Annotated in this window: 25 protein-coding genes; 10 read left to right on the top strand and 15 right to left on the bottom strand. The window is 72.4% G+C overall.

All coding sequences use genetic code 11. The features are described from left to right. Positions 1 to 13: 13 nt before the first annotated feature. Both K7854_RS02975 and K7854_RS02970 read left to right on the top strand, forming a co-directional pair. A complete protein-coding gene (locus K7854_RS02975) occupies positions 14 to 1,030 on the top strand; it encodes an ABC transporter ATP-binding protein (protein ID WP_226024762.1) in 1,017 nt (338 codons plus the stop codon). Positions 1,031 to 1,063: 33 nt separating this feature from the next. After that, a complete protein-coding gene (locus tag K7854_RS02970; protein ID WP_226024761.1) occupies positions 1,064 to 1,921 on the top strand; it encodes a DUF1707 SHOCT-like domain-containing protein in 858 nt (285 codons plus the stop codon). Positions 1,922 to 1,926: 5 nt separating this feature from the next. Here K7854_RS02970 and K7854_RS02965 read toward each other — a convergent pair whose 3' ends face one another. Continuing rightward, positions 1,927 to 3,291, bottom strand: a complete 1,365-nt coding sequence (locus tag K7854_RS02965; RefSeq protein ID WP_226024760.1) for an SGNH/GDSL hydrolase family protein — start codon at positions 3,289 to 3,291, stop codon at positions 1,927 to 1,929. A gap of 199 nt (positions 3,292 to 3,490) precedes the next feature. Here K7854_RS02965 and K7854_RS02960 point away from each other — a divergent pair, with 199 nt between their 5' ends. The 3 genes from K7854_RS02960 to K7854_RS02950 are packed head-to-tail and all read left to right on the top strand — an operon-like array spanning position 3,491 to position 6,820. Beyond that, entirely contained in the window at positions 3,491 to 4,876 is a 1,386-nt protein-coding gene (locus K7854_RS02960) for a DUF445 domain-containing protein (RefSeq protein WP_372480987.1), read from the top strand. A 29-nt stretch (positions 4,877 to 4,905) separates the two neighbouring features. Further along, positions 4,906 to 6,414, top strand: a complete 1,509-nt coding sequence (locus K7854_RS02955) for an MFS transporter (RefSeq protein ID WP_226024759.1) — start codon at positions 4,906 to 4,908, stop codon at positions 6,412 to 6,414. A gap of 46 nt (positions 6,415 to 6,460) precedes the next feature. After that, on the top strand, positions 6,461 to 6,820 hold the full coding sequence (locus K7854_RS02950) for a VOC family protein (RefSeq protein ID WP_226024758.1): 360 nt from the start codon (positions 6,461 to 6,463) through the stop codon (positions 6,818 to 6,820). Positions 6,821 to 6,836: 16 nt separating this feature from the next. Here K7854_RS02950 and K7854_RS02945 read toward each other — a convergent pair whose 3' ends face one another. Next, positions 6,837 to 7,139 (bottom strand): hypothetical protein, encoded by a 303-nt coding sequence (locus tag K7854_RS02945; protein ID WP_226024757.1) that lies wholly within the window; start codon positions 7,137 to 7,139, stop codon positions 6,837 to 6,839. Between the two features lie 158 nt (positions 7,140 to 7,297). Here K7854_RS02945 and K7854_RS02940 point away from each other — a divergent pair, with 158 nt between their 5' ends. Continuing rightward, on the top strand, positions 7,298 to 8,182 hold the full coding sequence (locus tag K7854_RS02940; RefSeq protein WP_226024756.1) for an alpha/beta fold hydrolase: 885 nt from the start codon (positions 7,298 to 7,300) through the stop codon (positions 8,180 to 8,182). Positions 8,183 to 8,298: 116 nt separating this feature from the next. Then, a complete protein-coding gene (locus tag K7854_RS02935) occupies positions 8,299 to 8,769 on the top strand; it encodes a carboxymuconolactone decarboxylase family protein (RefSeq protein WP_226024755.1) in 471 nt (156 codons plus the stop codon). A gap of 55 nt (positions 8,770 to 8,824) precedes the next feature. Here the strand turns inward: K7854_RS02935 and K7854_RS02930 are convergent, their stop codons facing one another. The 7 genes from K7854_RS02930 to K7854_RS02900 form a co-directional block, all read right to left on the bottom strand. Beyond that, entirely contained in the window at positions 8,825 to 10,051 is a 1,227-nt protein-coding gene (locus tag K7854_RS02930; RefSeq protein WP_226024754.1) for a cytochrome P450 family protein, read from the bottom strand. A gap of 11 nt (positions 10,052 to 10,062) precedes the next feature. After that, the gene (locus K7854_RS02925; RefSeq protein ID WP_226024753.1) at positions 10,063 to 11,307 is read right to left on the bottom strand and encodes a cytochrome P450; all 1,245 of its coding nucleotides are present in this window, start codon (positions 11,305 to 11,307) and stop codon (positions 10,063 to 10,065) included. Beyond that, positions 11,304 to 11,873 (bottom strand): GTP-binding protein, encoded by a 570-nt coding sequence (locus K7854_RS02920; RefSeq protein WP_226024868.1) that lies wholly within the window; start codon positions 11,871 to 11,873, stop codon positions 11,304 to 11,306. Before K7854_RS02920 ends, K7854_RS02925 begins: the two co-directional genes overlap by 4 nt. Before the next feature lie 91 nt (positions 11,874 to 11,964). Beyond that, a complete protein-coding gene (locus K7854_RS02915; protein WP_087809117.1) occupies positions 11,965 to 12,318 on the bottom strand; it encodes a DUF742 domain-containing protein in 354 nt (117 codons plus the stop codon). Continuing rightward, positions 12,315 to 12,737: a roadblock/LC7 domain-containing protein gene (locus tag K7854_RS02910; protein WP_087809118.1), complete on the bottom strand. Its 423-nt coding sequence runs from the start codon at positions 12,735 to 12,737 to the stop codon at positions 12,315 to 12,317. Before K7854_RS02910 ends, K7854_RS02915 begins: the two co-directional genes overlap by 4 nt. 2 nt (positions 12,738 to 12,739) lie before the next feature. Next, positions 12,740 to 14,299 (bottom strand): ATP-binding protein, encoded by a 1,560-nt coding sequence (locus K7854_RS02905; protein ID WP_226024752.1) that lies wholly within the window; start codon positions 14,297 to 14,299, stop codon positions 12,740 to 12,742. A 468-nt stretch (positions 14,300 to 14,767) separates the two neighbouring features. Then, a complete protein-coding gene (locus K7854_RS02900; protein ID WP_226024751.1) occupies positions 14,768 to 15,460 on the bottom strand; it encodes a TetR/AcrR family transcriptional regulator in 693 nt (230 codons plus the stop codon). 142 nt (positions 15,461 to 15,602) lie between these two features. On the opposite strand from K7854_RS02900, the gene K7854_RS02895 reads away from it, so the two are divergent. Then, positions 15,603 to 16,496, top strand: coding sequence for an SDR family oxidoreductase (locus K7854_RS02895; RefSeq protein WP_226024750.1), 894 nt, complete (start codon positions 15,603 to 15,605; stop codon positions 16,494 to 16,496). 90 nt (positions 16,497 to 16,586) lie between these two features. Here the strand turns inward: K7854_RS02895 and K7854_RS02890 are convergent, their stop codons facing one another. Beyond that, entirely contained in the window at positions 16,587 to 19,229 is a 2,643-nt protein-coding gene (locus tag K7854_RS02890) for a hypothetical protein (RefSeq protein ID WP_226024749.1), read from the bottom strand. Between the two features lie 322 nt (positions 19,230 to 19,551). Between K7854_RS02890 and K7854_RS02885 the strand changes: the two genes are divergently transcribed. Next, on the top strand, positions 19,552 to 21,066 hold the full coding sequence (locus K7854_RS02885; RefSeq protein WP_226024748.1) for an MFS transporter: 1,515 nt from the start codon (positions 19,552 to 19,554) through the stop codon (positions 21,064 to 21,066). A 130-nt stretch (positions 21,067 to 21,196) separates the two neighbouring features. On the opposite strand, the gene K7854_RS02880 is transcribed toward K7854_RS02885, so the two are convergent. From K7854_RS02880 to K7854_RS02870, 3 genes are all read right to left on the bottom strand, one after another. Beyond that, the gene (locus K7854_RS02880) at positions 21,197 to 21,769 is read right to left on the bottom strand and encodes a GNAT family N-acetyltransferase (protein WP_226024747.1); all 573 of its coding nucleotides are present in this window, start codon (positions 21,767 to 21,769) and stop codon (positions 21,197 to 21,199) included. A gap of 164 nt (positions 21,770 to 21,933) precedes the next feature. After that, the gene (locus K7854_RS02875) at positions 21,934 to 22,776 is read right to left on the bottom strand and encodes an NAD(P)H-binding protein (protein WP_226024746.1); all 843 of its coding nucleotides are present in this window, start codon (positions 22,774 to 22,776) and stop codon (positions 21,934 to 21,936) included. Further along, positions 22,776 to 23,183 carry a nuclear transport factor 2 family protein gene (locus K7854_RS02870; RefSeq protein ID WP_226024867.1) on the bottom strand — a complete coding sequence of 136 codons (408 nt, stop codon included), beginning with the start codon at positions 23,181 to 23,183 and terminating at the stop codon, positions 22,776 to 22,778. The genes K7854_RS02875 and K7854_RS02870 overlap by 1 nt, the downstream gene beginning before the upstream one ends. A gap of 162 nt (positions 23,184 to 23,345) precedes the next feature. On the opposite strand from K7854_RS02870, the gene K7854_RS02865 reads away from it, so the two are divergent. Continuing rightward, on the top strand, positions 23,346 to 24,173 hold the full coding sequence (locus K7854_RS02865; RefSeq protein ID WP_226024745.1) for a helix-turn-helix transcriptional regulator: 828 nt from the start codon (positions 23,346 to 23,348) through the stop codon (positions 24,171 to 24,173). A 154-nt stretch (positions 24,174 to 24,327) separates the two neighbouring features. Here K7854_RS02865 and tgmC read toward each other — a convergent pair whose 3' ends face one another. Both tgmC and tgmB read right to left on the bottom strand, forming a co-directional pair. After that, on the bottom strand, positions 24,328 to 25,551 hold the full coding sequence (gene tgmC, locus K7854_RS02860; protein WP_226024744.1) for an ATP-grasp peptide maturase system methyltransferase: 1,224 nt from the start codon (positions 25,549 to 25,551) through the stop codon (positions 24,328 to 24,330). Next, positions 25,548 to 26,531 carry an ATP-grasp ribosomal peptide maturase gene (gene tgmB, locus K7854_RS02855; protein ID WP_226024743.1) on the bottom strand — a complete coding sequence of 328 codons (984 nt, stop codon included), beginning with the start codon at positions 26,529 to 26,531 and terminating at the stop codon, positions 25,548 to 25,550. The genes tgmC and tgmB overlap by 4 nt, the downstream gene beginning before the upstream one ends. Between the last annotated feature and the right edge of the window lie 2 nt (positions 26,532 to 26,533).

Raw genomic sequence — 26,533 nt, 5'->3', positions numbered from 1 at the left:
TGAGATGGCGGAGATGGCGAAGACGACGCGGACGACGCAGGCGGACCCGGTGACCGGGGCGGAGGCCTCGGCCTTCATCGAACTGGACGGCGTCGAGAAGGTCTTCGACGTGCGCAAGAAGACCGGCTTCCTGAAGCGGGAGCGGCGGCAGGTGCGGGCGGTGGACGGGCTGTCGTTCACGGTGTCGCGCGGCGAGATGGTCGGCTACATCGGCCCGAACGGCGCCGGGAAGTCCACGACGATCAAGATGCTCACCGGCATCCTGACGCCCAGCGGCGGCCGGCTGCGGGTGGCCGGCATCGACCCGTCCCGGGAGCGGACCCGGCTGGCGCACCGCATCGGGGTGGTCTTCGGGCAGCGCACGACGCTGTGGTGGGACCTGCCGCTGATCGACTCCTACCGCCTGATGCACCGCATGTACCGGATCCCGGACGCCCGTTACCGCGAGAACCTGGACCGCTGCGTCGAACTCCTCCAGCTCGCCGAGCTGCTGGACGTCCCGGTGCGGCAACTCTCGCTCGGCCAGCGGATGCGCGGCGACATCGCGGCGGCGCTGCTGCACGACCCGGAGGTGCTGTACCTGGACGAGCCGACGATCGGCCTGGACGTGGTCTCCAAGGCCAAGGTGCGGGGGTTCCTGCGGGACTTGAACGCCGAGTGCGGCACGACGGTGCTGCTGACCACGCACGACCTCCAGGACATCGAGCAGCTCTGCTCGCGCGTGATGGTCATCGACCACGGGCGGCTGATGTACGACGGCGCCCTGGACGGACTGCACGAGGCGGGGGAGAGCGAACGCACCCTGGTGGTGGACCTGGAACGGGAGTTGCCGCCGATCGACGCGCCGGAGCCGGCGCGGGTGGTGCGGGTGGAGGGGCCGCGGCAGTGGCTGGCGTTCCCGGCGTCGGCGTCGGCGGCCGGGCTGGTGGCGCGGATCGCGGCCGAGTATCCGCTGGTGGACCTGTCGGTGCGGGAGCCGGACATCGAGTCGGTGATCGCGAAGATGTACGCGGAACGCGCGGGCGCGTAGTGTCCGGCGCGGTGACCTCGTAGGCTGCTGTACATGACCGACGACGCCCCGGAACTCCGCGCCTCCGACGCCGACCGTGAACGAGTCGCCGAGGTCCTGCGCGACGCCCTCGCCGAGGGCCGCCTCGACATGACCGAGTTCGAGGAGCGGCTGGAGGCCACCTACAGCGCCCGGACGTACGGGGAGCTGGCGCCGATCACCCGTGACCTGCCGGTCGGCGAGGTGGCCGCGGCGCCGCGGGTGTCGATGACCAAGGAGCCCGCGCGCAGCGGCGGCTGGGCGGGCCGGATCACCGGCGGCGAGGGCTCGTCGACCTGGGCGGTCGCCGTGATGTCCGGCTTCCAGCGCAAGGGGCGCTGGACGGTGCCGAGGCGGTTCAACTCCTTCGCGTTCTGGGGCGGCGGCGACATCGACCTGCGCGAGGCGGACTTCGCGGCCGGCGAGGTCGTGATCAACTGCGTCGCGATCATGGGCGGGATGAACGTGATCGTGCCGCCCGGTGTCGAGGTGGTCGTGCGCGGCATCGGCTTCATGGGCGGCTTCGACCACCGCGAGGAGGGCGTACCCGGAGACCCGGGCGCCCCGCGCGTGGTCGTGACGGGCTTCGCCTTCTGGGGCGGCGTCGGCGTCGAGCGCAAGGTGACGCGGGCGGAGCGGCAGCGGCTGAAGGAGGAGCGCCGGCAGGAGAAGCTGGAGCGCAAGGCCGCGCAGCGGGAGCTGCGCTCCTCGGTCCGGGAGGACGTGGCGGACGCGCACCGCAGGATGCTGGAGGGCCACCGGGACCTGGTGCGCGAGCACCACGAGGCCCGCCGCGAGCAGCGCGAACTGCGCCGCGAGGACCGTGAGCTGCGCCGTGACGACCGCGACCGCCGCAGGCGCGGCGAGGACTGACGGGGCTACGCCGCCACCGGCGCCGCGCCCTTCAGCGTGTCCAGGTCCAGGACCTGGCCCATGCGCGCGTACCCCTTGTCGCTGGGGTGCAGGTGGTCGCCGCTGTCGTAGTCGGAGCGCAGGCTGCGCGGGTCGTACGGGTCGCGCAGGGCCTTGTCGAAGTCGACGACCGCGTCGAAGACCCGGCCGGAGCGGATCTCCTCGTTGATCTCCTGCCGCATCGTCTCGCGGGCCTTGGTGTAGCCGCGGTGGCCGCCGAACGGCATGATCGTCGCGCCCACGACCCGCAGTCCCCGGGCGTGCGCCCGGTCGGTCAGGGTGCGCAGGCCGGTGAGGATGCCGTCGCGGTCGGCCAGTTCCGGACTGTTCAGGATGTCGTTGACGCCGAGGACGACGACCACGGCCTTGACGTTGGTGCGTTCCAGCACATCGCGTTGGAAGCGGCTCAGCCCGCTCGGGTTGTCGGCCGGGCGGCCCGACCTGCTGGTCAGGATGCGGTTGCCGCTGATGCCCTCGTTCACCACGCTGTAGCGGGGCGTGTCCCGGCCGGTGCCGGCCGCCTCGTGCAGGCGCGCGGCCAGGACGTCGGTCCAGCGGTGGTTGGCGTCCATCTCGGCGCCGAGGCCGTCGGTGATCGAGTCGCCGAAGGCCACCAGGGTGCCGTCGGCCTCGTGGCTCAGCACGTCCAGCGCGGTCAGGTAGCGCCAGTACGGCGTGGGCGTGGTGTACGCGACGGCGGTGACGTCCGCCGTGCGGTCGCCGTCGGCCAGGTAGCTGGTCTGCCGGGCCTGCGGGTGGTAGGTCACCGGCCCGGACGGGACCGGGGAGTACGTGGTGACCAGGACGTTCGCCCCGTAGGGGATGGCGATGCGGGCGGTGTCGCTCATCACCTGGCCGCCCGCCGGGATGATCACCCGGGTGCTGCCGCCGAAGGTCAGCCGGCGCATGGTGTCGGCGATCGCGGCGGCCGTGTCGGGCCCGGCGGCCAGGGCGATCGAGGCGTGCGTGACGGTCAGCGGCGACTGGCCGTACAGGTTGGACAGGGTGATCCGCGCGCTGGTGCCGCCGACCGAGGTGTGCACGACGTTGCGCACCGAGCGGCCCGCCATGCCGGTCGTCTCGGTGCCCGGCTCGGCCGCGGCCGGTGCGGTGGCCCAGGCGCCCACCCAGGCGCCGGTGGAGGCGGGGGCGGCGTCACCGCGCGGGAGACGGCCTCCGGCCTGCAGCGTGTGGCCCATGGTGCCGTCGTCCGCGGACGCTCCGGCGTATATGGCCGCGGAGATCGCCACTATCAGGGTGACGATCGCCGCGAGCAGGGCACGGTGCTTGGTGGGAGGCGCCCCCGCACCCCCGTCACGACCCCGGGTCATGCTGTGCTGTTCTCCTCGGGCGAGGGGAGCCCCGAGGCTCCGGTCCGATGAACCCATGATGCGTCATGGGCGGGGGAAAGGCCGCGGGAGCCCCGGGCGTTCCCCCTTCCGGGACAGACGCCGGGAACTTGTGTTCCGTTCCGGGAGTCGGTCAGGAAGGGACAATGTGTGAGGGACGTATCAGCGAACGGTGGAGCGGATGGAACGCACGAAGGCGGAACTTCCCGAAGGCACGGGGGGCACGGGTGGTTCCGGGGGCGTCGGCGCGGGCGCGGGGGCGGGCACCGGTGGTGCGGCCGCGGGGGCGGTCCGCGACCGCGCGATGACGTCCTTCAGCCCGGCCGACGAGGAAAAGCGCCGCGGCGTGCGCCGGATGAAGCTCACCGCCACCGGACTGCTGCTCTTCGTCGCCCTGGTCTACGTGCTGGCCGAGTGGGCCTCCCACCGGGGCGCGGGCGCCTGGGCGGGCTATGTGTCGGCCGCCGCCGAGGCCGGCATGGTCGGCGCGCTCGCCGACTGGTTCGCGGTCACCGCCCTCTTCCGCCACCCGCTGGGCATCCCCATCCCGCACACCGCGATCATCCCGAAGAAGAAGGACCAGCTCGGCGTCTCGCTGGGCGAGTTCGTCGGGGAGAACTTCCTCTCCGAGGCCGTCGTGCGCCAGCGGCTGCGCGCCGTCGGCATCGGCAGCCGCCTCGGCGCCTGGCTGGCCGTGCCCGAGCACGCCGACCGGGTGACGGCCGAGCTGTCCGCCGCCCTGCGCGGCGCCCTGACCGTGCTGCGCGACTCCGACGTCCAGGCGGTGGTCGGGGAGGCGATCACCCGCCGGGCCGACGCCCAGGAGATCGCGCCCGGCATCGGCAAGATGCTGGACCGGGTCGTCTCCGACGGCGGCCACAAACGCGCCGTGGACCTGATCGTCTCCCGCGCCCACGACTGGCTGATCCTGCACGGCGACTCCGTGATGGACGCCGTACAGGGCGGGGCACCCGGCTGGACCCCCCGGTTCGTCGACCGGAAGATCGGTGACCGGGTCTACAAGGAGCTGCTGCGCTTCGTCACCGAGATGCGCGACATGCCCGCCCACCCCGCGCGCGGCGCCCTGGACCGCTTCCTCACCGACTTCGCCGCCGACCTCCAGTCCGACACGGAGACCCGGGCGCGGGTGGAGCGGCTGAAGACCGAGGTGCTGGGCCGCGGCGAGGTCCAGGACCTGATCGCGTCCGCCTGGACGGCCGTACGGTCCATGATCGTCTCGGCGGCGGAGGACGAGCGCAGCGAACTGCGCCTCAGGGTGCGCGCCTCGCTGCTCTCCCTGGGCTCCCGGATGGCCTCGGACGCCAAGGTGCAGGGCAAGGTCGACCGCTGGGTGGAGAGCGCCGCGGTGTACGTCGTCACCACCTACCGCAAGGAGATCACCTCCCTGATCACCGACACGGTGGCGAGCTGGGACGCCGAGCACACCACGAAGAAGATCGAGGCGAACATCGGCCGCGACCTCCAGTTCATCCGCATCAACGGCACCGTCGTCGGCTCCCTGGCCGGGCTGCTGATCTACACGGTCTCCCGGGTCCTGGGGGCGTAGTACCGCCTTCTGCGGGCACCCCCCATGCCATGACAGGAGACTCGTCGGCCCCGGTGCCCGCCTCCACCGGTACGGTCACCACCGCCGTCCCGGCCCGCCTGGACCGCCTGCCGTGGTCGCGCTGGCACTGGATGATCGTGATCGGCCTGGGCACCGTCTGGATCCTGGACGGCCTGGAGGTCACGATCGTCGGCAACGTCGCCGGACGCATCGCCGAGGACGGCAGCGGCCTGGACATCAGCTCCGCCCAGATCACCGGCCTCGCCGCCGCCCTGTACGTGGCGGGTGCCTGCTCCGGCGCGCTGTTCTTCGGCTGGCTGACCGACCGCCACGGCCGCAAGAAGCTGTTCATGATCACCTTGGTGGTCTATCTGGCGGCCACCGCGCTGACCGCGGTCTCCTTCGAGTCCTGGTGGTTCTTCCTCTTCCGCTTCCTCACCGGCTTCGGCATCGGCGGCGAGTACGCGGCGATCAACTCCGCGATCGACGAGCTGATCCCCTCCACCTACCGCGGCCGGGTCGACCTCATCATCAACGGCAGCTACTGGCTGGGCGCGATCGGCGGCGCCCTGCTGTCGATCGTGATGCTGGACACCGACATCTTCGCCAAGGACCTCGGCTGGCGGCTCAGTTTCGCCCTCGGGGTGGTCCTGGGCCTGGTGGTGCTGCTGGTGCGGCGCCATGTGCCGGAGAGCCCACGCTGGCAGTTCATCCACGGGCAGGGCGAGAAGGCGGACGCCCTCGTCTCCTCCGTCGAACAGGAGATCGAACGGGAGAAGGGTGAGAAGCTGCCGCCGCCGGCCGGTGAGATCACCATCCACCAGCGCAAGTCCATCGGCTTCGGCCTGATCGCCAAGACCGTCTTCGGCCGCTACCCGCGCCGCGCGATCCTCGGCCTGTCCCTCTTCATCGGCCAGGCCTTCCTCTACAACGCGATCACCTTCGGCTTCGGCACCATCCTCATCACCTTCTTCGACGTGCCGACCGGCTCCACCGGCTACTACTTCGCCGTCATCGCCGCCGGGAACTTCTGCGGCCCGCTGCTGCTCGGCCACCTCTTCGACACCGTCGGCCGCCGGATCATGATCTCCGGCACCTATCTCCTCTCCGGCCTGCTGCTCTTCGGCACGGCGTGGCTCTTCGACCGGGGCTCGCTCACGGCGACGACCATGACGGCCTGCTGGTGCGTGGTGCTGTTCTTCGCCTCGGCGGGCGCCTCCAGCGCGTACCTGACCGTCTCCGAGATCTTCCCGATGGAGACCCGGGCCATGGCCATCGCCTTCTTCTACGCCCTGGGCACCGCCGCCGGCGGCATCAGCGGCCCGCTGCTCTTCGCCGACCTGACCGAGTCGGGCGTGGTCGGCGACACGGTCCTCGCCTTCCAGATCGGCGCCGGGCTGATGTGCGCGGCCGGCCTGGTCGCGGCGTTCCTCGCGGTGAAGGCGGAACGCCGCTCGCTGGAGGACATCGCCGAGCCGCTGTCGACGGCGGCACCGGAAGCGCCCGGAACGGCGGACTCCGGGACGCGGACCGCGTAGCGTCGCATCCGCCCGCCCGACCGGCACAGACGTCGAGGAGTCCCCGATGAGCATCCGCAGGATCGTCCCCAACATCCACGTCGAGGCCGAGGAGCAGTGGAACACGAGCCGTGAGTTCTACGGCCTGCTCGGCTTCGAGGAGGTCATGGACATGGGCTGGGTGACGACCCTGGCCTCCCCGTCCAACCCCACCGCCCAGATCAGCCTCTTCACCGAGGAGCGCACCGCACCCGTCGTCCCCGACCTGAGCGTCGAGGTCGAGGACGTCGACGCGGTCTACGACCAGGTGGTCGCGTCGGGCGCCGAGATCCTGCGGGAGCCGCGGGACGAGGAGTGGGGCGTACGGCGCTTCTTCGTGCGCGACCCCAACGGCCGGGTGATCAACGTGCTCACCCACCACTCCTGACCGGCGCCGCAGCCGTTCAGGCGCGCCGGTCGGCGACCGCCCACGAGGCCAGGGCCACGGCGCCCGCCACCCCGAACACCGCGGGCCAGGCGCCCACCTTCTTGGCCAGCGGGTGCGAACCGGCGAAGCCGGCGACGTACGCCGCCGTCAGCGCGCCCGCGGCCCTGCCGCCCGCCCGCGCCCGCCACTGCTGCGCGGCGGCGGCCCCGGCGACGGCGAGCACGGCCCCGCCGAGCTGCCGCTTCTTCGTCCAGCGGGCCACGCCGTACCCGCCGACGAGACCGCTCGCGGCGACCACCGCGCTGGGAACCTTCGCCATCTCTGCCTCCTGCTGCGACTGCGGCCGGACCGGCTCCGGCCGTACCGAGGTGTCGGGACCGAGGCTAATCCCCGCCTCTTTCGGCCGAACATCGAGCCCTGATCGTGACGCTCGCGGGTATCCGCCCCGTTGGGGAGACGAGCACCCCGAGGAGAGCGATGACCACGCAGCGTTCCGGCACGTACGACCCGCCGCGCCCCCGGACGGTCACGGTGGACGGCGCCCGCGTCGCCTGCTGGGAGTCCGGGCCGCCGGACGCCGAGCCCGTACTGCTCCTGCACGGCTACCCCGCCGACCACCGCAGCTGGCGCCACCAGGTCCCGCCCCTGTCCGCCCGGCACCGGGTCGTCACGCCGGACCTGCTCGGCTGGGGCGCGTCCGACCGCCCCCTGCACCTGTCCTTCGACTACGACACGGAGGTCGCCCGGCTCGGCCGGCTCCTCGACGCGCTGGAGCTGGACGCGGTGAACCTGGTCGGCCACGACTACGGCGGCTTCCTCTCCCTCGGCTTCGCCGAGCGGCATCCCGGCCGGGTCCGCAGGCTGGCGCTCCTCAACAGCCGCGCGCACGCCACCTTCACCCGCCGCTGGTACGCTGTGTTCAGCCTGCTCGGCCTCTTCGGACGCAACCCCCTGCTCCGCCGCCCGGCGCTGCACCTGCCCTACGCCGCCCTGCACCGCCGGTCCTTCGCGCCGCTGGTGCGCGCCGGGCGCCTGGAGGCGCAGGTCCTGGACGGCTACGTCGACTGGATGACCACGCCCGACGGACGCCGCTGGCTGCTCCACTACTTCGGCGAGTACCGCACCCCGGCCCGCCCCGAACTGCGCCGCCGTCTGCGCGACATCAGCTGCCCGACGGCGGTGATCTGGGGCCGCGCGGACCCGTATCTGAGCCCGGCGATCGCGACCGAGCTGGCCGGGACCGTGCCCCGCGCCGAGCTGACGATGCTGGACGACGCCGGGCACTGGGTGATGGACGAACGCCCGGCCGCCGTGAGCGGGGCACTGGGCCGACTGCTGGAACGCACCACCGCCAGCGGGTGAGACGCAGGTCACAAGCGGGTCGCACCCGGGCCTGTCACATCGCGCCGCCGGCATCCGTCGTAGCTGTGTAAGGCCAAGAAGCCGGACACCGGACAGACAACGACGGAGGACCCATCATGGAAGCGCGTCTCAACCTCTTCACCAACCCGCTCGCCGGCAAGCTGCTGCGGCACATCAACTCCGCGGGCAAGGCCGTGAGCGACTCGTCGCTGCCGGACGCGACCCAGGAGCTGGTCAAGATCCGCGCCAGCCAGATCAACGGCTGCGGCTTCTGCCTCGACATGCACACCAAGGACGCCGCGAAGGCGGGCGAGACCTCGCTGCGCCTGAACCTGATCGCCGCCTGGCGGGAGGCCAAGGTGTTCACCGACGCCGAGCGCGCCGCCCTGGAGCTGACCGAGCAGGGCACCCGCATCGCCGACGGGAGCGGCGTCACCGACGAGGTCTGGGCGAACGCGGCGAAGCACTACGACGAGGAGCAGCTCACCGCCCTGGTCGGGCTGATCGCCGTCATCAACACCTACAACCGCCTGAACGTGATCACCCAGCAGCCGGCCGGCGACTACGAGCCGGGGATGTTCGGCTGAGGCCGGCACCGCCCCGGCTCGTGGTCCCGGGCTGCCCGGTCCCGTCGCCCGCCGCTCAGCCGGCGTGCAGCAGGACCGGGAGCCGCTGGTGGCCGTTGCTGATCAGCGAGGGCACCGGCGGCAGCTCCTCGGCCGGATCGGCGAGGCGGATGTCCGGGAAGCGGCCGAAGAGGCTCTCCAGTGCGAGGGTCACCTCCATCCGGGCCAGCGGCGCGCCCAGGCAGAAGTGGACGCCGTGGCCGAAGGCGAGGTGCTCCTTGAGCGTGCGGGTGGCGTCGAAGGTGTCGGCGTCCTGGTGCCAGTCCGGGTGGCGGTTGGCGGCGGCGTACGAGGCGAGGATCGCCTCCCCGCGGGCGATGGTCCGCCCGTCCGGCAGGGGGATGTCCGTGACCGCGTACCGCAGCGGGAGGTGCTTGACCGCCGGTTCGTGGCGCAGCGTCTCCTCCACCACGTCCCCCCAGGTGACCTCGCCCTTGCGGACCAGCGCCAGCTGGTCGGGCCGGGTCAGCAGGGTGTGCACGGCCTGGTCGATGACGTTGACGGTGGTCTCGTACCCGGCGCTGATCATCAGCAGCAGGGTGTCGCGCAGCTCCTCGGGGGAGAGCCGGTCGCCGTCCCACTCGTCGTCCCGCGCGGCGATGAGCAGGGACGTCATGTCGTCGCCCGGCGTGCCGCGCTTGGCCGCGATGAGCTGGTCGAGCACCTCGTACAGACGCGCGGTGTTGGCCTGCGCCTCGGCCTGGTCCAGGGTGGTGTCGAAGACGCCGTCCACCAGGGCGCGGAAGCCCTCGCGCCGGTCCTCCGGCACGCCCATGAGGTGACCGATCACCGCGATGGGCAGCGGGTAGGCCAGCTCCTGCCGCAGGTCCACCGGCTCACCGGCGGGAAGCTCCGCGAGCCGGTCGACGAGCCCGGTCACCATGGCCGCGACGGCCGGCCGCATCGCCTCGATCCGGCGGGCGCTGAAGGCGGGCGCCACCAGGCGGCGCAGCTTGCGGTGATTGGGGCCGTACGCGGTGAACATGTTCTCCACCGCCACCCACAGCGCCAGCGGCCAGGTGGCGACGACCTCGCCGAACGCGGGCCAGTGCGCCCGGGCGTCCTTGGAGACGTCGGGGCTGGTCAGCAACTGCTTCAGCAGGACGGGATCGCTGACCGACCAGGCCGGTACCCCGAGGACGTCCACCCGGGTGGCCGGGCCGCCCTCCCGCAGGGCGCGGTGCTCGGCGTGGTGAGCGGCGCCGGTGGGGTCGAGGACGAGGGCGGGCTGCTGGGTCGCCATGGCCTGGCTCCTTAGTGTGCGGCGGGCTGTGCGTCGGTGTGCGCGGCGGGGAAGGTGACGGGCAGGGATTCGAGCGCGCGGTGGAACGGGCCCGGGCGCCAGGTCAGTTCGTCGAGGGGCCGGGCCAGGTCCGTCTCCGGCAGCGCGTCCAGCAGGTGGGTGACCGCGGTCTCGGCGATGAGGTAGGCGTGCGAGCGGGCGGGGCAGGTGTGCGGGCCGGCGCTCCAGGCCAGGTGGGCGCGGTTGCCGCCGAGCCGTCCGGCGGGCACGCCCTCGGTGAGGGCCGGGTCGTTGTTGGCGGCCGCCATCGAGATCACCACCGGCTGGTCGGCGGGCAGCAGCACGCCCTCCACGTCGATGGGGTAGGGCGGGTAGGAGATGCAGTAGTTCGCCATCGGCGGGTCGGTGTAGAGGACGGCGTCGAGCGCGTCGCGCACCGTGGACAGGCCGGCGTGCAGATCCGCGGAGAACTCCTCGTCGGTGAGGATCTTCAGGATGGTGTTGCTGATCAGGTTGGTCATGGGTTCGATCCCGGCGCCGTACAGCGTGACGAGCTGGTGGCTCATCTCCTCGTCGCTCAGCTCGACGGGGTGCAGGGCCAGCCGGGAGGTGATGTCGTCGCCCGGGTGGGTCCGCCGCAGGGTCACGAGGTCGGACACGGCCCGGGCGAGGATCACGTTGCCCTGCTCGGCGTTGGTGGTGTCGAAGATCTTCGCCATGCCGTCGGCGATGCGCTGCCCGATCTCGTCCGGGCAGCCGAGCAGCGCGCTCAGCACCCGGAAGGCGATGGGGAAGGAGTACTGGGTGAGCAGGTCCGCCGAGCCGGTGGCGCGGAACCCGTCGATGGCGCCGTCGGCGACCCGCTCGACGAGGGCGCGCAGCCCGTGCTGGTCGACCTGGTCGATGGCGTGGGTGTTCGCCGCCCGGTAGCGGGCGTGCTCGGCGCCGCCCGAGCGCAGCGCGTTGGGCCGCCACTCCATCATCGGCCGCACCGGGCAGGTCGCCGGGATCAGCTTCTCCCAGGCGCGGGGGTCGGCCGGGAAGTGCAGCGGGTCGTTGAGGATGCGGCGGGCCTGGTAGTAGCCGATCACCAGGGTCGCGGGGACGCCGGGCGCCAGGTCCACCGGGACCAGCGGGCCGTGGGTGCGGCGCATGCTCCGGTAGGCGGCGTGCGGGTCGGCGGCGAACTCCGGGGCGTACAGGGCGATCCGGCCCGACGGACCGGCCGGTGCGGTCTCGGCGGAGGGCAACGTCATCGGCGGGACTCCAGGAGGGCGGCTGAACGGTGCTCGGAGAGGTACTCCGTGAGCGTGATCAGGGCGTGCAGGGAGGAGGTGCGGTCGCGGGCGTCGCAGTACGTCAGCGGGGTGGCCGGGTCCAGGGCCAGCGCCTCGCGCAGCTCGGCCTCGGGGTAACTCGGGGACCCTGGGAAGGTGTTGATGGCGACGGCGTACGGGATGCCCGCACTGTCCAGCAGCCCGAGGGCGTCGTGGGAGGCGTCCAGGTCGCGGGTGTCGGCCAGGACCAGGCAGCCGAGGGCGCCCTCGGCCAGGTCCTCCCACAGCGGCTGGAAGCGGGACTGCCCCGGCAGCCCGAACAGGTACAGCGCGATCCGGCCGCCGGCCATGTGGATGCGGCCGAAGTCCATCGCCACGGTGGTCGTCGTCTTGTGCGGGGTGCCGCGCAGGTCGTCCACACCGGCGCTGGCCTGCGTGATCGGCTCCTCCATCCGCAGCGGCCGCACCTCCGAGACGCTGCCGATCAGGGTCGTCTTGCCGACGCCGAAGCCGCCCGCGACCACGATCTTGGCCGACCGGGTCACCGTGGCGGGGACGTAGGTGACGGACCGGTCGGCCCGGTCGGCGCCTTCGGCCCCGGTGGACTCGTCGGTCCGGTCGGTCCGGTCGGCCCGGTCAGACAAGGGAGCGAAGTCCACGGAGTACCTCCTGCAGCAGGTCGAAGTCGGGCTGGTCGTCGATCGCGGCGACCGGGCTGGAGAGGTGGCCGGAGTCCATCAGCGAGGAGACGAGGATCCGCACCGTGGAGGGCGGCAGCTCCAGCGCGGCGGCGATGTCGGCGACGGCCAGACCGCCGTCCGCACCCGCGAACAGCCGCATCACCCGGCGGGCGTCCGGGCCGAGGGTGTCCGTGGGACCGGTCGCGGCGATGACCACGCTCTCCAGGCGCACGTCCTCGCGCGCGCGGATCCGGCCCTGGGTGCGGACGTAGGGCCGGACCATGTCGGGATCGCGCCGCGGCCCGCTCATACCGGTGAGCCGCCGTCCGCGACCGGCACGCGCTCCTCCGTGGCCAGCTCGTGTCCCACCCGGGTGGCCAGCCGCACCATGTGGTGGGAGATCAGCCCGACGTCGGCGTCGGGGCCGGTCGTGCACACCGAGAGCATGGTGTTCTTCGCGGCGGTCGTCGTCAGGCCGATGCAGCCGACCGACTCGATCAGCAGCTGCCGCATCCCCGCGCCGCCGGTGAACTCGTCCCAGGCCTTGCCCGCCGCGCGCAGCGCCGCCGTCAGCGCGGCGAACTTCTCCCCGTCGTCCTGGCCGATCGTCTGGGTACGGGCCTTCAGCAGTCCGTCGCTGCTCATCAGCACGGCGTACCGGACGCCCTCGACGCTGCCGAGTTCCTGGTCCAGCAGCCAGCCCAGGCTGTTGGTGTGTGTGTCTTGCACGATCAGTGTCCTTCGTCGTCAGCGGCGTCGTGGGGGGCGGGGTGGGCGGCGGAGGTGCGGATGGCGTCGGCGGAGGCCGGCGCGGGCTGCTCCCCCTCCCGGCCGCGCCGGGTGCCGGCCGCCCAGGCGGCGGCGACGGCGGGGCGGCCGGGCCCGGTGTCCTCGGGGGCGGCGGGGCGGCGCGCCGGGGCGGGCGCGGGGGAGCGCCGGCGGACGGTCAGGCCGCTGGCGGTGGTGGCGGGGGCCGTCGCGGGGGCGGGGGAGGACCCGACGGGCTCGGGTACGGGTACGGCCGCGGGCGTCGCCGGGGCCGGTTCGGGGTCGGGCGCGGCGGGAGCCGTGGTCACCGCCGGGGCCGTGGCCTCTTCCGTGGCCTCTTCCGCGGCCGGGTCCGCCGCCCTCGCCGCCGGCTTCGGCGGCAGCGACCGGGCCACCGACTGCGGCACCGGCTGGGCCGAACCCGGGTCGACGATCAGGTTCTTCGGCAGGACGACCATGGCCCGGGTCCCCTGGTAGATGTTGGGCGCGGTCAGCTCGACGCGGAAGCCGTAGTTCTCCGCCAGCAGGGACGCCACCCGCAGTCCGGTCTGGGGGTGGGCGCCCAGGCGGGTGATGTCGTCGCGCTGTTCGCCGGACATCACGTCGCTGGCCCACAGCAGCCGCTCGTCGTCCATGCGCAGTCCGGCGTCGTCCACGATCAGGAAGCAGGCGTGGTGCCCCTGCTCCAGCGAGACGTGGACGCTGGCGGCGGGCGGCGAGTAGCGCAGCGCGTTGTCCAGCAGTACGGCGAGCGCGTGCACGACCGCCTCCACGGCACGGCCCTCGACCACCACGGACCCCATCTCGGGGTGCTTGACCCGCTCGTACCCCTCGATCCGGCCCATGGCCGCGCGCACGATGTCGGTCAGGGTGGTGGCCGGCCAGCGCCGGGAGAGCTTGTCCCCGGCGAGCACGGAGTACCCCGACGCCGTGAGCAGCATCTGCTGCGCGAGGTGGTCGATCTCCACGAGCGTCGCGTACGCCTCGTCCGAGATGTGCCGCCGCACGCCCTGGCTGACGGCCCGGCCCAGCCGCGCCGACCGGGCCACGATGTTGTTGGCGAAGCCGCGCACGGCGGCCCGGGCCACGCCGACGGACTCGCGCCGTACCTGGGCGAGCTGCCGCTCGGTGTCCTGGCGCACCTGGTCGGCGGCGTGGGCCGTGGCCCGTTCGGCGGCCGCCCGCTCCCGGGTCCGTACGTCCTCCACCGCCGCGGCGACCGCGCCGGGTACGGCGCGCAGCCGTTCGGCGAGCGGGGTCCCGTCGAGCTGCGCGGGTACGGGCAGCACGCCGGCGGGGCCCACGTCGCCCGGCCCGCCCTTGGCCACCGCCGGGATCACGGCGGTGGCGAGGTGTCCCACGCACTGCTCGGCCGCGACGAGCTGCAGGGTGAGCCGGTCCGCGTGCTCGCGCAGCTGCTCGGCCCGGCGCCGGGCCTGCTCGCCCTTGCGCCGGAAGTACCCCGCGGCCCCGACTCCGGCCACCGCCAGCACGGCGGCGGCGGCGATTATCAGTTCAGTCATCAGGTCCTCACGGATCGGAAGCCGTCGGTCGGGCTCTCAGCAGGCCGGAGCGGACCGGTGTCTTTCACGGTCACCCCGTGCCGCGGAGCCGGCAGCGATGCGGAGGACGGCGAAGGCGCACGACATGGATCTCCCGGGAACAGGCGAGGGCCGGTACGAAGCAGGGTGGAGCAGGGGGCGCCGATGACGCGGACTCGAAACAGCACGGGACCGCGCGCGTCCCGAGGCGTCTCGAACTCCCGTATCCACGACCGGCGTTCGACGTACGGATGGGACCATACCGCTTGTGCTCACGTTGTGCTCACGCGTCGTGTCGACCTCGTGACCATGATCCGGCGCCGTCGGGGGTTTGACGCGAAAAATGCCCGGATGACGGCCGAACCCCCTTGGCTGAAAAGGGAGTTGGCCTGGCGGGCGGAGCCCTGGTAAAGGCTCGGGCGGACGCCCGGGTGAGGGCCCGGCGCAGGCTCAGCCGCCGTCGGCGAGGCGCTTCAGCCACTCGCCCAGCAGCCGCTGCTCCGCCTCGCTGAGCGCCGTCTGCTCGGGGAGGGCGGCCCGCAGCGCACGGGCGGCGCCCGCCGGACCGGCGTCCCGCACGGCCGGGCGCTCGTGGGTGACGGCGGTGACCATGGACTCGCGCAGGGCGGTGAACAGGGCCGGGTCGCGCCGGTCCTCGGGCAGGGACAGCCAGGTGAGCACCGCGCCGCGCGCCGTGGCGTGGATGATCTGGGCCCCCAGCTCCTCGTCCACGCGGAGCCAGCCGCCGGCGGCCAGCCGCCGCATGCGGCCCATCAGGATCTCCAGGCCGGCCTTGAAGGCGGCCGATCCCGTCCGCGCGGGTTCGGTGTACATCAGCGTGAACAGTGCGGGATTGGCCAGACCGAACTCGACGGCGAGGTCCCAGCCGTTGCGCAGGTCCTCGATGGGGTCCGGCGGGTCCGGATCGACGTGCTTGGTGGCGAGGAAGCGCGCGAAGCCGTACTCGGCGACCGCGTCGAGCAGCCCGTCCTTGTCGCCGAACAGCCGGTAGATGGCCGGTGCCTGCAGCCCCGCGGCCTCGGCGACCGCGCGCGTGGTGACGGCGTCGCGCCCGCCGCGGGTCAGCAGACCGATGGCGGCCTCGATGACCCGCTGCCGGGTCTGGTCGGAACGAGAGGACATGTATCGACGATATCGCAGCCGTGTACTCATCGGAATTATCGGTGTTACTGTGAAAGTGGTTCCACTGGAAACATCGTTGGAAACATCGCTGGGTCCGTCACCGGGACCGTCGTCGGAAACACCACGAGTACTGGAGCGAGTCATGATCATCGTGACCGGAGCAACCGGAAAGCTGGGCCGCCGGATCGTCGAGCACCTGCTCACCCGCGTGCCCGCGGCGCAGGTCGGCGTCAGCGTCCGCGACCCCGGCGGTCCGCACGCCCGGACCTTCGCCGCCCAGGGGGTCCGGGTGCGCAGGGGCGACTTCACGGACGCCGAGAGCCTCGCCCACGCCTTCGAGGGCGCCACCCAGGTCCTCGTCGTCTCCGTGGACAAACTGGGCGAGGAGTGCGTCAAGCAGCACCGCACCGCGATCGAGGCGGCCGTCACGGCGGGCGCCCGCCGCGTCCTCTACACCAGCCAGATGGGCACCGGTGCGGCATCCCACTTCCAGGCCTGCCGGGACCACGCCGCCACCGAGGAGATCCTGCGCGGCTGCTCAGTCCCCTTCACCTCACTGCGCAACGGCTTCTACGCCGCCAGCGCCACGGGCTTCCTCGGCCACGCCCTGGAGACCGGCGAGATCCTGCTCCCCGCGGACGGCCCGGTCGCCTGGACCACGCACGCCGACCTCGCCGAGGCGACGGCCGCCGTACTGGCCGACGAGGGCCGGTTCGAGGGCCCCACCCCGCCCCTCACCGCCTCGCGGGCGCTGACCTTCGACGACATCGCGGCCCTGGCGTCCGAGCTGACGGGCCGGCCGTTCACGAGGAGCGTCGCGTCCGAGGGGGCCTTCCGCGACCAGCTGGTGGCCCAGGGCGTCCCCGCGCCCTACGCCGACCAGTTCCTGGGCATCTTCGCCGCCGCCCGCGCCGGTGAGTTCGCCACGACCGACCCGACGCTGGCCGCGCTGCTGGGCCGGGAGCCGGCCGGCATGCGCGAGGTGCTGGCCGAGGCGCTGCGGGAGGCGCCGGGCGAGCGTCCGTCCGACGGCTGACCGGGCCGACCCGGCGGTCCGGTCAGCCGAACGGGGCGGGACCAGGGGGCCGGTATCGCCTGCGCCCCCTGCTCCCGCCCCGCCGCGTCGTCAACTGGAGGCGAGCTGGTCGGTGATCTCCTTGATCACGTCGGCCTTCTCGGCCGGGTTCATGAGCCGCGCCTCCCACTCGGCCGGATCCAGCTTGTGGTCCGTGGGACCGGCCTTGATCAGGATCAGCAGTTGCAGGGCGGAGGCGCGCAGGGCGGGATCGGTGCCCTCGCGGGAGACCATGTTGTAGAGCTTGTGCGCCGCCAGCTGGCGCTTGTACCTCGTGATCTTCTTCCAGAACTTCATGGCGTGCACCAGCGAATCCCCGGTGCCCTTGGCGGTCGGTATCGGCTCGCCCTCCGGCGTGTACAGCTCGGGGTGGTGGGCCTCTTGGAACCGCCCGTAGGCCGCGCTGCCTCCCTTGTAGGCGGCGGTGGTGAGGACCAGGCCCGCCCCCACCGCGGCGGTGATCCAGCCCGCGGGGTTGGACGCCAGGCCCACGGTGGCGGCGATGGCCACGGTCGCGACGCCGCCCGCTCCCTTGAGGCCCTCGCCCATGACGCCGCCCCCCATTTCCTTGACCACCTTGCTGACCTGCCTGCTCTTCGCGAGGTCCGTGGCGAAGTTCAGGTCCTCCAGGTCCCGCGCGAGGCTGAGGAAGTCGGCCTTGGCCCGGGCCTCGATCAGCGCCGTCGCCTCGTACGCGGCCCCGGCGGTCCTGAGGCCCGCCGCCCACTCCTCCTCCGTACGGCCTTCGCGGTCGTTCCTCGCCCGCTCCACGGCCTCGCGGGCGAAACTGGCGTTGAGCTCGGCGGTGTTGGCCTCGGCCTCCAGCCGGAGCAGCCGTTGGGACTGGGCGGCGTTGTGCTTCTGGAGCTTCCTCAGACCGTGGATCTTCGCGATCGCACCCTTGGACTTGAAGGCGGCCCGGATGCTCTTGGCCACGCCGGCGACGCCGCTGAGCACACCGCTCGCCTCGGCGGCGGCCACGGTGCTTCCCACACCCTGCAGCTTGACCGCTTCCTTGGCGATGGTGCCGGCGTTGGCGCCCGTACTGGCGACGCTCATGCCCGCGTCGGTCGCCTTGGTCTTGGCCTTCTTGTGAGCGTTGTGGTAGCCGGCTCCGTTCTCCTTGCTCAGGGCGGTCCTCAGGTTCCTGAACGCATCCGCGACGCTGGCCGCGCCGGAGAAGAGCTCGGTGAGGCCGCTCAGCGATGCGCCGGAGACGCCCACGGCGGAGGCGTCGTGGGTCTGGGCGGCAGCCTGCGCGGCGGCGGCGGTGTCGGTCTTCGGGGCGGCGGCCGCCGCGGCGGTGGCGTCCTGGCCGAGGCCCGCGGCGGTGGGGGCCTGGACGCCCTTGCCCAGGGCGTCCGTGGGGTCGAGGAGCCTCTTGCCGTGGTCCGCGTTCTCGGCGACTGCCTTCAGGCGGTCGGCCCTGGCCTCCGAGCGGGCGTCGGCGGCGGCGCGTTCGTCGTCGCCTCTCTCGTCGGTGCGTTCCCAGGAGCCGGTGTCGACCTCCACGTGCCGGATGCCGGATTCGGAGCCGCGTCGGGTCAGGTCGGCGGTGCCGGGGTCGGGGCGGGTGTCGGCGTCGGAGGCGCGTCGGGTGCGGCCCGAGGGGGCGAAGCGGGCCTCGAGTTCGGCGATGCGCCTGTCTCTGGCCGCGCGTTCCTCGGGCGTGAGCGTGACCTCCTCCACGGTGGCGCGTGCGTCTTCCGCCTCCTCGACGGGGGTGTGTGCCGTCTCTTCCTCGACGGCGGTGTGTGCTTCCTCCACGGCGGGCGGTCGTGTCGCTTCTTCGAGGCGGCGGCGTCGATCCGCCTCGGCGGCTGCTTCCGCCTCGCGGCGGCGCCGGTCTTCTTCCGCTGCCGCTGCTTTGGCTGCCGCGATGCGCTCGCGGGCTTCGGCCTCGGCCGCTTCCGCCTCCGCGCGACGTTGCCTCTCCCTTTCCGCTGCGGCTGCGGCTGCCTCCGCTTCTTCACGCAGGCGTGCTGCTCTGGCGGCTGCTTCCGCGGCCTCGCGTCGGGCGGTGGTGGCCTGTGCCTGGAGGGCGGGGTCGATGTCCATGCCGTGGGTGCCGGACTCGGAGCCGCGTCGGGTGAGGCCTGTGGGGGCGGGCTGGGTGTCGGCGTCGGAGGCGCGTCGGGTGCGGCCGGAGGGGGTGAATCCGGCTGCGAGGGCTTCTCGTCTGGCGGTGGTGGCCTGTGCCTGGAGGGCGGGGTCGACCTCCATGCCGTGGGTGCCGGACTCGGAGCCACGTCGGGCGAGAACGCCGGGGCCGGGGCGGGTGCCGGTGTCGGAGGCGCGTCGGGTGCGGCCGGAGGGGGTGAATCCGGCCGCGAGGGCTTCTCGTCTGGCGGTGGTGGCCTGTGCTTGCAGGGCGGGGTCGACCTCCATGCCCTGGGTGCCGGACTCGGAGCCGCGCCGGGCGAGACCGGCGGGGCCGCGCCGGGCGCCGGGCGCCGAGCCGGGGCGGGCTGGGTCGGTCCCCGGGGTCCGTTCCAGGGTCCGGCCCCTGGCGCGCTGCACCGTGGCGGCGGCCGCCTGGTTGCCGGCCCGGGACTGGAGCCCGAGGAGGGCCTGTTCCGCCGAGGTCCGGGACCCGGAGGAACTCCCCGCCCGGCCTTCCTCCCGACGCTCCCGGGCCGATGTCAGGGCGGCTACGGAGGGCCGTTCGGAGGTGCGGTGGACAGGGGCGCTCATGGACATACCTCTCCTGCGGCCGGACCGGGCCACGCGAAGGTAGCCGGGCACGGCGAACAGCAGGGGTGCGGCGGGGAAACACTTCGCGGACGCCGCGGAACGCGTCCGCGGGCGACCGGCGGGGAGCGGACCCGGCGCCGGTGCGACGCCGTCTCACCACATCTGCGCGGATCGCTCCCGTGTGGTCGCTCTCACACCGGATTGGGCGATCGAAACGCTGCCGTTCTCTAATGGCGGGCGTATGGTGGGTAGCGATACGAAACAGTTTCGTTTCGACTTGAACGTCTCCCGAACCAAGAACCAAGGACTGGAGAACGTCCCCATGTCCCAAGTGACAACAGAGTCGGCCGCGCCTCCGATCCACCGGCACGGCTCTCCCGCAGACGGAGCCCCGTCCGGTCGCCGTTGGTGGATCCTCGCCATGATCGGGCTCGCCCAGCTCATGGTCGTACTGGACGCGACCATCGTGAACATCGCCCTGCCGTCCGCCCAGGCCGACCTCGGCTTCTCCGACGGCAACCGCACCTGGATCGTCACCGCCTACTCACTCGCCTTCGGCAGCCTCCTGCTGCTGGGCGGCCGGATCGCCGACCTGTTCGGTCGCAAGCCGGCCTTCCTGGTGGGCGTCGGCGGATTCGCGATCGCCTCGGCGATAGCGGGCGCCGCCACGAACTTCGAGATGCTCGTCACCGGCCGCGCCCTGCAGGGCCTGTTCGGCGCACTGCTGGCCCCGGCCGCCCTCTCCCTGCTCACCACCACGTTCACGGACGCCAAGGAGCGGGCGAAGGCCTTCGGCATCTTCGGTGCCATCGCGGGCTCCGGCGCGGCCGTCGGCCTGCTGCTGGGCGGCGTACTCACCGAGTACCTGAACTGGCGCTGGACCCTGTACGTCAACCTCTTCATCGCGGCGGTCGCGATCGTCGGCGGCTGGCTGCTGCTCCAGAAGACGGAGCGCGAGCGCGGCGCCAAGCTTGACGTCCCCGGCACCGTACTGGTCACCGCCGGCCTGTTCAGCATCGTCTACGGCTTCTCCAACGCCGAGTCGCACGACTGGAGTTCGCCGCTGTCGTGGGGCTTCCTGGCCGCCGGTGGCGTACTGCTGGCCGTCTTCGCCCGGTGGCAGACCCGGGCCGCGCATCCGCTGCTGCCGCTGCGGGTGCTCCTGGACCGCGACCGCGGCGCGTCCTTCGTGTCGATGCTGGTCGCCAGCGCCGGGATGTTCGGCGTGTTCCTGTTCCTCACCTACTACCTGCAGCTCACCCTGGGCTTCTCCGCGATCCAGACCGGTGTGGCGTTCCTGCCGATGGTGGCGACGCTGATGCTGTCGGCGACCCTGTCCACCACCTTCATCCTGTCGTTCGTCGGACCGAAGATCGTCGTCCCCGTGGGCATGGCGCTCGCGGCCGGCGGCATGTTCTGGCTGACGGCCCTGGGCCTGGACAGCTCGTACGCCGCCAACGTGCTGCCGCCGCTCCTGGTCTCCGGCCTCGGCATCGGCCTGATCATGGCCCCGGCCATGAGCCTGGCCACCAGCGGAGTGGCCACCGAGGACGCCGGCGTCGCGGGCGCCACCGTCAACACGATGCAGCAGATCGGCGGCTCGATCGGCACGCCCCTGCTCAACACCCTCGCCGCCAGCGCCGCCACGTCCTACCTCGTCGGCCGGGACCCGACCAACAAGCTGGTCCAGGCCCAGGCGTCGATGGAGTCCTACTCCACGAGCTTCCTGTGGTCGGCCGCCTTCTTCGCCGTGGGCGGGCTGATCGCGGCGCTGCTCTACCGGCCCGGCGTCCCCGCGGCGGCGGGCCCCGACGCCGCCCCCACGGTCCACATGTAGGCGGCATGTGGAGGCTCGCACCCACCTGTGGGGACGGGGCGGCTGCGAGCGACCGGCCCGGCACTCTCGACGAGTGCCGGGCCCGTTCCCTTGCGGGCGGCGCGCCTGGCCGTCTGTCTGTGCCCGCCTCTCAGCGAGCGGGGACCGGCCCGTCCGACGGCCGCCAGTCCCGCCTGAGCAGCCCGTACACCCAGGAGTCGGACACCTCGCCGTCCACGACGCAGTCCTCCCGCAGGGTCCCCTCACGCACGAAGCCCAGCTTCTCCAGCACCTGGGCGGACGCCGCGTTGCGGGTATCGGCCTCGGCCTGGACCCGGTTCAGGTCGAGCGTGTCGAAGGCCCACGTCAGCAGGGCGTGCGCGGCCTCCGTCGCGTAGCCGTGGCCCCACATCGGCTCGTCGAGGCAGTACCCCAGGGACGCGCTGCGGTAGACCGGGTTCCACTCGGCCAGTCCGCACCAGCCGACGAAGGCTCCGTCGGAAGCCCGCTCGATGGCCACCCGCGCCCCGGTCCCCTCCTCCGCCATCCTCCGGCACACCGCGACGAAACGCTCCCCGCGGGCCCGCTCCGTCCACGCCGGGGAATCCCAGTACCGCATCACGCGGGCACTGCTGTGCATGGGGAAGAGAAGCTCCGCGTCACCGTCGCCGAACGGCCGCAGCCGCAGACGCGTGGTGTGGAGGGTGGGGGTCGCCAGAGTCATGTGCGCCATCCTGCGCCCCGACGGGGCGGGCGGGACACCGAATTTCCGCCCCGGCCATTCCCAGGCCCTGGCCCGAGGCCCGGCCGACCGGCCCTCGGGCCCTCGGACCCTCGGGTGGTCCCTCGTGGAGCGCCCCACCGATGCCCTGCGGTAGCTGGACACGGTTACCGCGTCCACTCGTACGCGTGGTCAGCGACGAATGCGGCGAAGGTGCGCGGCGGACGGCCGGTCAGTTCGAGCACCGCAGTGCTGACCTGGTCCTCGCGTCCCTCCTTGATCCCACGCTCGACGGCGGCAAGGGCGGCAGCGAACTCGGCCGGCATGCCGGCGGCACGGTAGGCGGCAGCCTGCTCCTCCTCCGTAATGGGCTCCACCCGAACCCGGCGGCCGGTCCGCGCGGTGATGATCTGCGCGGCCTGTGGGTAGCTCATCCCGTGCGGCCCGGTGATCAGGTAGTCGCTTCGAGCGTCCACCCCCGGGTCAGCCAACAGCGCGGCAGCGGCGGCCGCGATGTCCCGCGCGTCGACCCACCCCAGTCTGCCGTCACCGGCAGCGGTGCGGATCTCACCGTGTCGATGGATGTGCTCGGCCAGGGGGTGCGGGCGCAGAAAGTTCTGCATGAAGCCGGACGCGCGGAGTACGACACCTCCGGGCCGAGCCCGGACCCGAGCGGCCAGCTCCGCAGCGCCGGGTGCGTTCGGCAGCACAATGGCGGAACCGAGCATCACGAGGCGCTGGACACCGGCCCGCTGCGCCTGGTGCAGGAATGGCTCGACCAGCGGCAGCGGGTCCACACTCTCCACCGGCGGAAGCAGGAAGACCCGGTCCGTCCCGTCGAGCGCGGGTCCGAATGTGGTCGGGTCGTTCCAGTCGAAGCGGACTGCGTCAGGATCGGCTGCGGCCGGGTTCCGGCCGGCGGCCCGTGCCCGCACACCAGCGCCGCGGAGCAGTTGCACCAGCGCCTTGCCCGTCTTGCCGGTCCCTCCGGTCACGAGCACTCCGGGCATCAGGGGTGGTTCCTTTCGAGCGAGTCGATCAGCCCGGCGAGACCCCCGGCAGCAGCGGCCGCCGACAGCGGGCTCCAGTAATCCCGGTACAGGGCGATCAGCCCGTCGCGGACCGTGAGAACCACGATGTAGTCCAGGCGGTAGGGCTGGGACGTGGCCACGGTGAGGCCGGTGGCCGTCCACTCCACCACGGCGGTGTCCGCCTGATCCGTGGGCCGCACGGTCAGCGCGGCCACCTCCTTCATGTCCATCAGATCCGGATAGTGCGCGAGGTAGGCACGTACCTCCTCACGTCCGCGCAGCACACGAGGGGAACTCCCGGCCGCGAAAGGGAATTCAGCAATTCCGTCTGGCGCCCACAGCTCTGCCACGGCATTCATGTCCTTGGCCAGCATCAGATCGAGCATGCGGCGGAAAATCTCTTCAGGGGTCCTGGACACCGTTTCTCCTCGTAGTCAACAGACCGGCCAGGCCACCCTGCACAGCACGATCACGGGCGTGGAACGGCCGGCCGAGCCCCGGACTGACAGTGCGAGGCTCGGCCGTTCCCTCCGTGGCAGCATGGAAGAGTGAGCAGTCAGGAACTCGCAGATTTTCTCCGCCGCCGCCGCGAGAGCCTGCGACCAGAAGACGTGCGGGCCGAAGCGGTACTTCCACCCGGCCGCCGCGCCCGTCGCACACCCGGCCTGCGGCGCGAAGAGGTGGCCGCCCTGGCGCAGATGTCGGTGAGCTACTACGAACGACTGGAACGGGCACGGGCACCCAGGCCCTCACCCCAGGTGCTGTCCGCGCTGGCGACGGCTCTCCAGCTCACCGAAGCAGAGCGTGACCATCTGGCCCGCCTGGCCGGACAAGTGCTGCCGACGGAGCACGGCGGCACGCCGCAGGACGTACCCGCGGAAGCCCGAGAGCTGCTCGGCCGACTCGACGGCATCCCCGCCTACATCGTCAACGACCGGCAGGACATCGTCGCCTGGAACGCGGCAGCGGCAGCCCTGATCACAGACTTCTCCCGTCTCACACCCGACGAGCGCAACCTCACGCGCATCTCGACGAGGCTCCGTGGCACCCTCTGCACCGGCGCCCCCGGTTCGGAGTCCGGTTTCTCCAAGCAGGTTGCCGCTCAATTGCGCGCGGCCAGCGTTCTTCACCCCTCGGACAACGTGCTCGCAGAGCTGGTCAACGAGTTCGCCGCCCACGATCTGGATTTCGCGAGCAGTTGGCGAAAGCACGCCGTGCGCCCCATACCCAGCGTGCGAAAGAACCTCCATCACCCCACACTGGGCGAGCTGGAAATCGACCGGCAGACGCTCAGCCTGCCCGGCTCGGGTTTCTCCTTCGTGATGTACACGGCAGAAGCCGGCAGCCCCAGCGCCGCTGCGCTGAAGAGCCTTTGAGGCTCGGCCGCGCGGGTCGAACCTGCGGCGCACCGATGGCCGCCGGTGTGGGGCCATGACGTCTGCGAGCTGCCGCGGTCGGCTGGATGAGTTAATCCACCAGTCCCCCCAGCCCCCAGTCCCCCCAGTCCCCCCAGTCTCCGGCGGCGGCCGATCAGTACCCCCGAGGCAGTTGCAGCCGCAGGCCGTGTGCGGGCAGCAGCCGTTGCCCCTTGCCGTCCACCCGCAGGGTGTACGTCTCCGGGCCCGGACGCCCCGCGGCGTCGAAGGCGTCGATGACCTGCTCGATCAGGCTCCACAACTTCAGCGGGCCTCCTTCCCGGACCTCCCACGCCCCGCCCTCGGGAGCGAGCGTGGCGACAGCCCCGGAGACCACGTCGATGAGGTGCAGCACCCCGCCGACGGTGACCATCTGCGCGTCCGGTACGGCACTCTGGGCGAGGAACCGCAGGTGGAAGGCCTCCTCGGTCGCGACCGTGATCCGCTCCGGGGCATGCCGCACAGACCGGGACCGCACCTCGTGCAGCCCTGCGGCCCAGTCCGCGGGATTGCCGTACGCCGGTGCCGCATGGGTCCGGGCGGGCATGAAGGAGATGCTGCCGGGCAGCAAGGGTCCCTCGGCGGTGCCGTCCCCGGCGACGGTGAGCAGGACGCGGGCGTTGCCGTAGAGCCACCCCGACAGGGGAAGCAGGACCTTTCCACCGGGGCGCGTCTGCCTGAGCAGAGCGGGCGGCACGGACCGGAAGGAACAGGCGGCCACGATCCGGTCGAACCACGCCTCGGGCCAGTACCCGTACAACCCGTCGGCCCGGGCGAGAGTCGGCGTGTAGCCGCAGCCGTAGAGCGCGTCGGCCGCTGTCCTCAGCCGCACGGGGTCGACCTCGACGCTGGTCACGTGTGACGAGCCCAGCCGTTCGCAGGCGAGCGCGGTCGAGTACCCCGCCCCCGTCCCGATCTCCAGGACCGTGTGCCCCTCGGAGACATCGGCGTCCGACCACATGCGCAGGACGAGCGAGGGAAGCGTTGACGACGACGTCGGCGCCCCTCCGTGCCGGACGGCCGGCCGTTCCCAGTCGGTCTCCTCGCCGTCGAACTGGGTGATCAGCGTGGCGTCCGAGTACGCGGCGGCGAGCCACCGCCCGTAGTCGAGTTCCGACGTCACCGGCTCCCACACCGTGAGGCCCTGCGCGCCGGGTGCGTCGGCGGGGAGGTAGAAGCCGGGCACGAAGGCGTGGCGGGGCACCTTGCCCGCGGCTGCGAGCCAGGCCGGGTGCATGGGGACTCCGGCACCGGCACTGGGATCGGCACCGGCGAGGCCCTTCACCATGGCCGCGCGCAGTGCATCCGCGTCGTTGTCGAGGTCCGTAGGCAGAGTCATGAGCTGCTGCTGGTCCCTTCCGTGCTCAGAATGTCGGCGAAGGCTTCGGTGATCGCGGGAGCGTCCGGCAGCCAGCCCCACTGCCCGTTGGGATTGCACTCGATCGCCCACCAGTCGTCCGGAGAACTTCCGTCACCGGTGAGCGCGAAGTCGAAGCACCCGAAGACCAGACCGGCGGCGGCCAGGTAGCCGTGCAGGGCGTCCTCGACGACCGCGGGGACGGCGACCGGGGCGTGGACCAGGTCGTTCCAGTCACCGCACCGCCAGTCGACGGCACCGCGCGGGCCAGTGATCCGCTGGGCGAAGACGCGCCTGCCGACCACGGTGACCCGTACGTCGCCGTCCTTCGGCACCTCGGCCTGGAACAGATGCGCCGTCACCGCGAGCGAGTCGTCGAAGTCCTCGCTGCGCACGCGTTGGGTCCAGATCGCACCGGCACGGCCGTCCTCCCCGGGCGGCAGCCCACGGAAGGTCTTGCAGACGACGGACGGATGCGTCCGGGCGAACTGCCGTGCGGCTGCGGCGTCGTTGGTGACGAGGGTCGCGGGAACCCGTAACCCCAGCTCGACGAACTTCTGGAGCTGCCCCGGCTTGAACTCCGCGCGGGCCACGGCCGCCGGGTGGTTGACGTACCGGGCGGAACGCAGACTGCGCAGAACGCCGCCCAGCCCGTGCCGCGCCTCGCCGGTCGCGTAGTCCCGCTCCTGCCGCGGCAACCTCGCGAATCGGTCCCGGTAGGGAGTAGGGCGTCGATGGTAGACGGCTCCGATCTCCCGCAGGTCCACCTCCCGGCTCTCCGTACGCAGCGGTCCGCTCCAGGCAGGCTCACCGGGTCCGATGCGGAAGGCGAAGGCCAGTCGTGGCCCGATGTCAGCGGGGTCCACCCGAACGACGGGCACCCCGCGCTCGTTCAGCGCGGCGACGACCCAGTCGGCGGTCACGTCCTCCAGGGCCGTGACCACCAGAACGGTACGGGCCATCG

The organism is Streptomyces hyderabadensis, from assembly GCF_020404845.1.
Lineage (GTDB): Bacteria > Actinomycetota > Actinomycetes > Streptomycetales > Streptomycetaceae > Streptomyces > Streptomyces hyderabadensis.
This window is presented reverse-complemented; position numbering and strand designations above follow the sequence as displayed.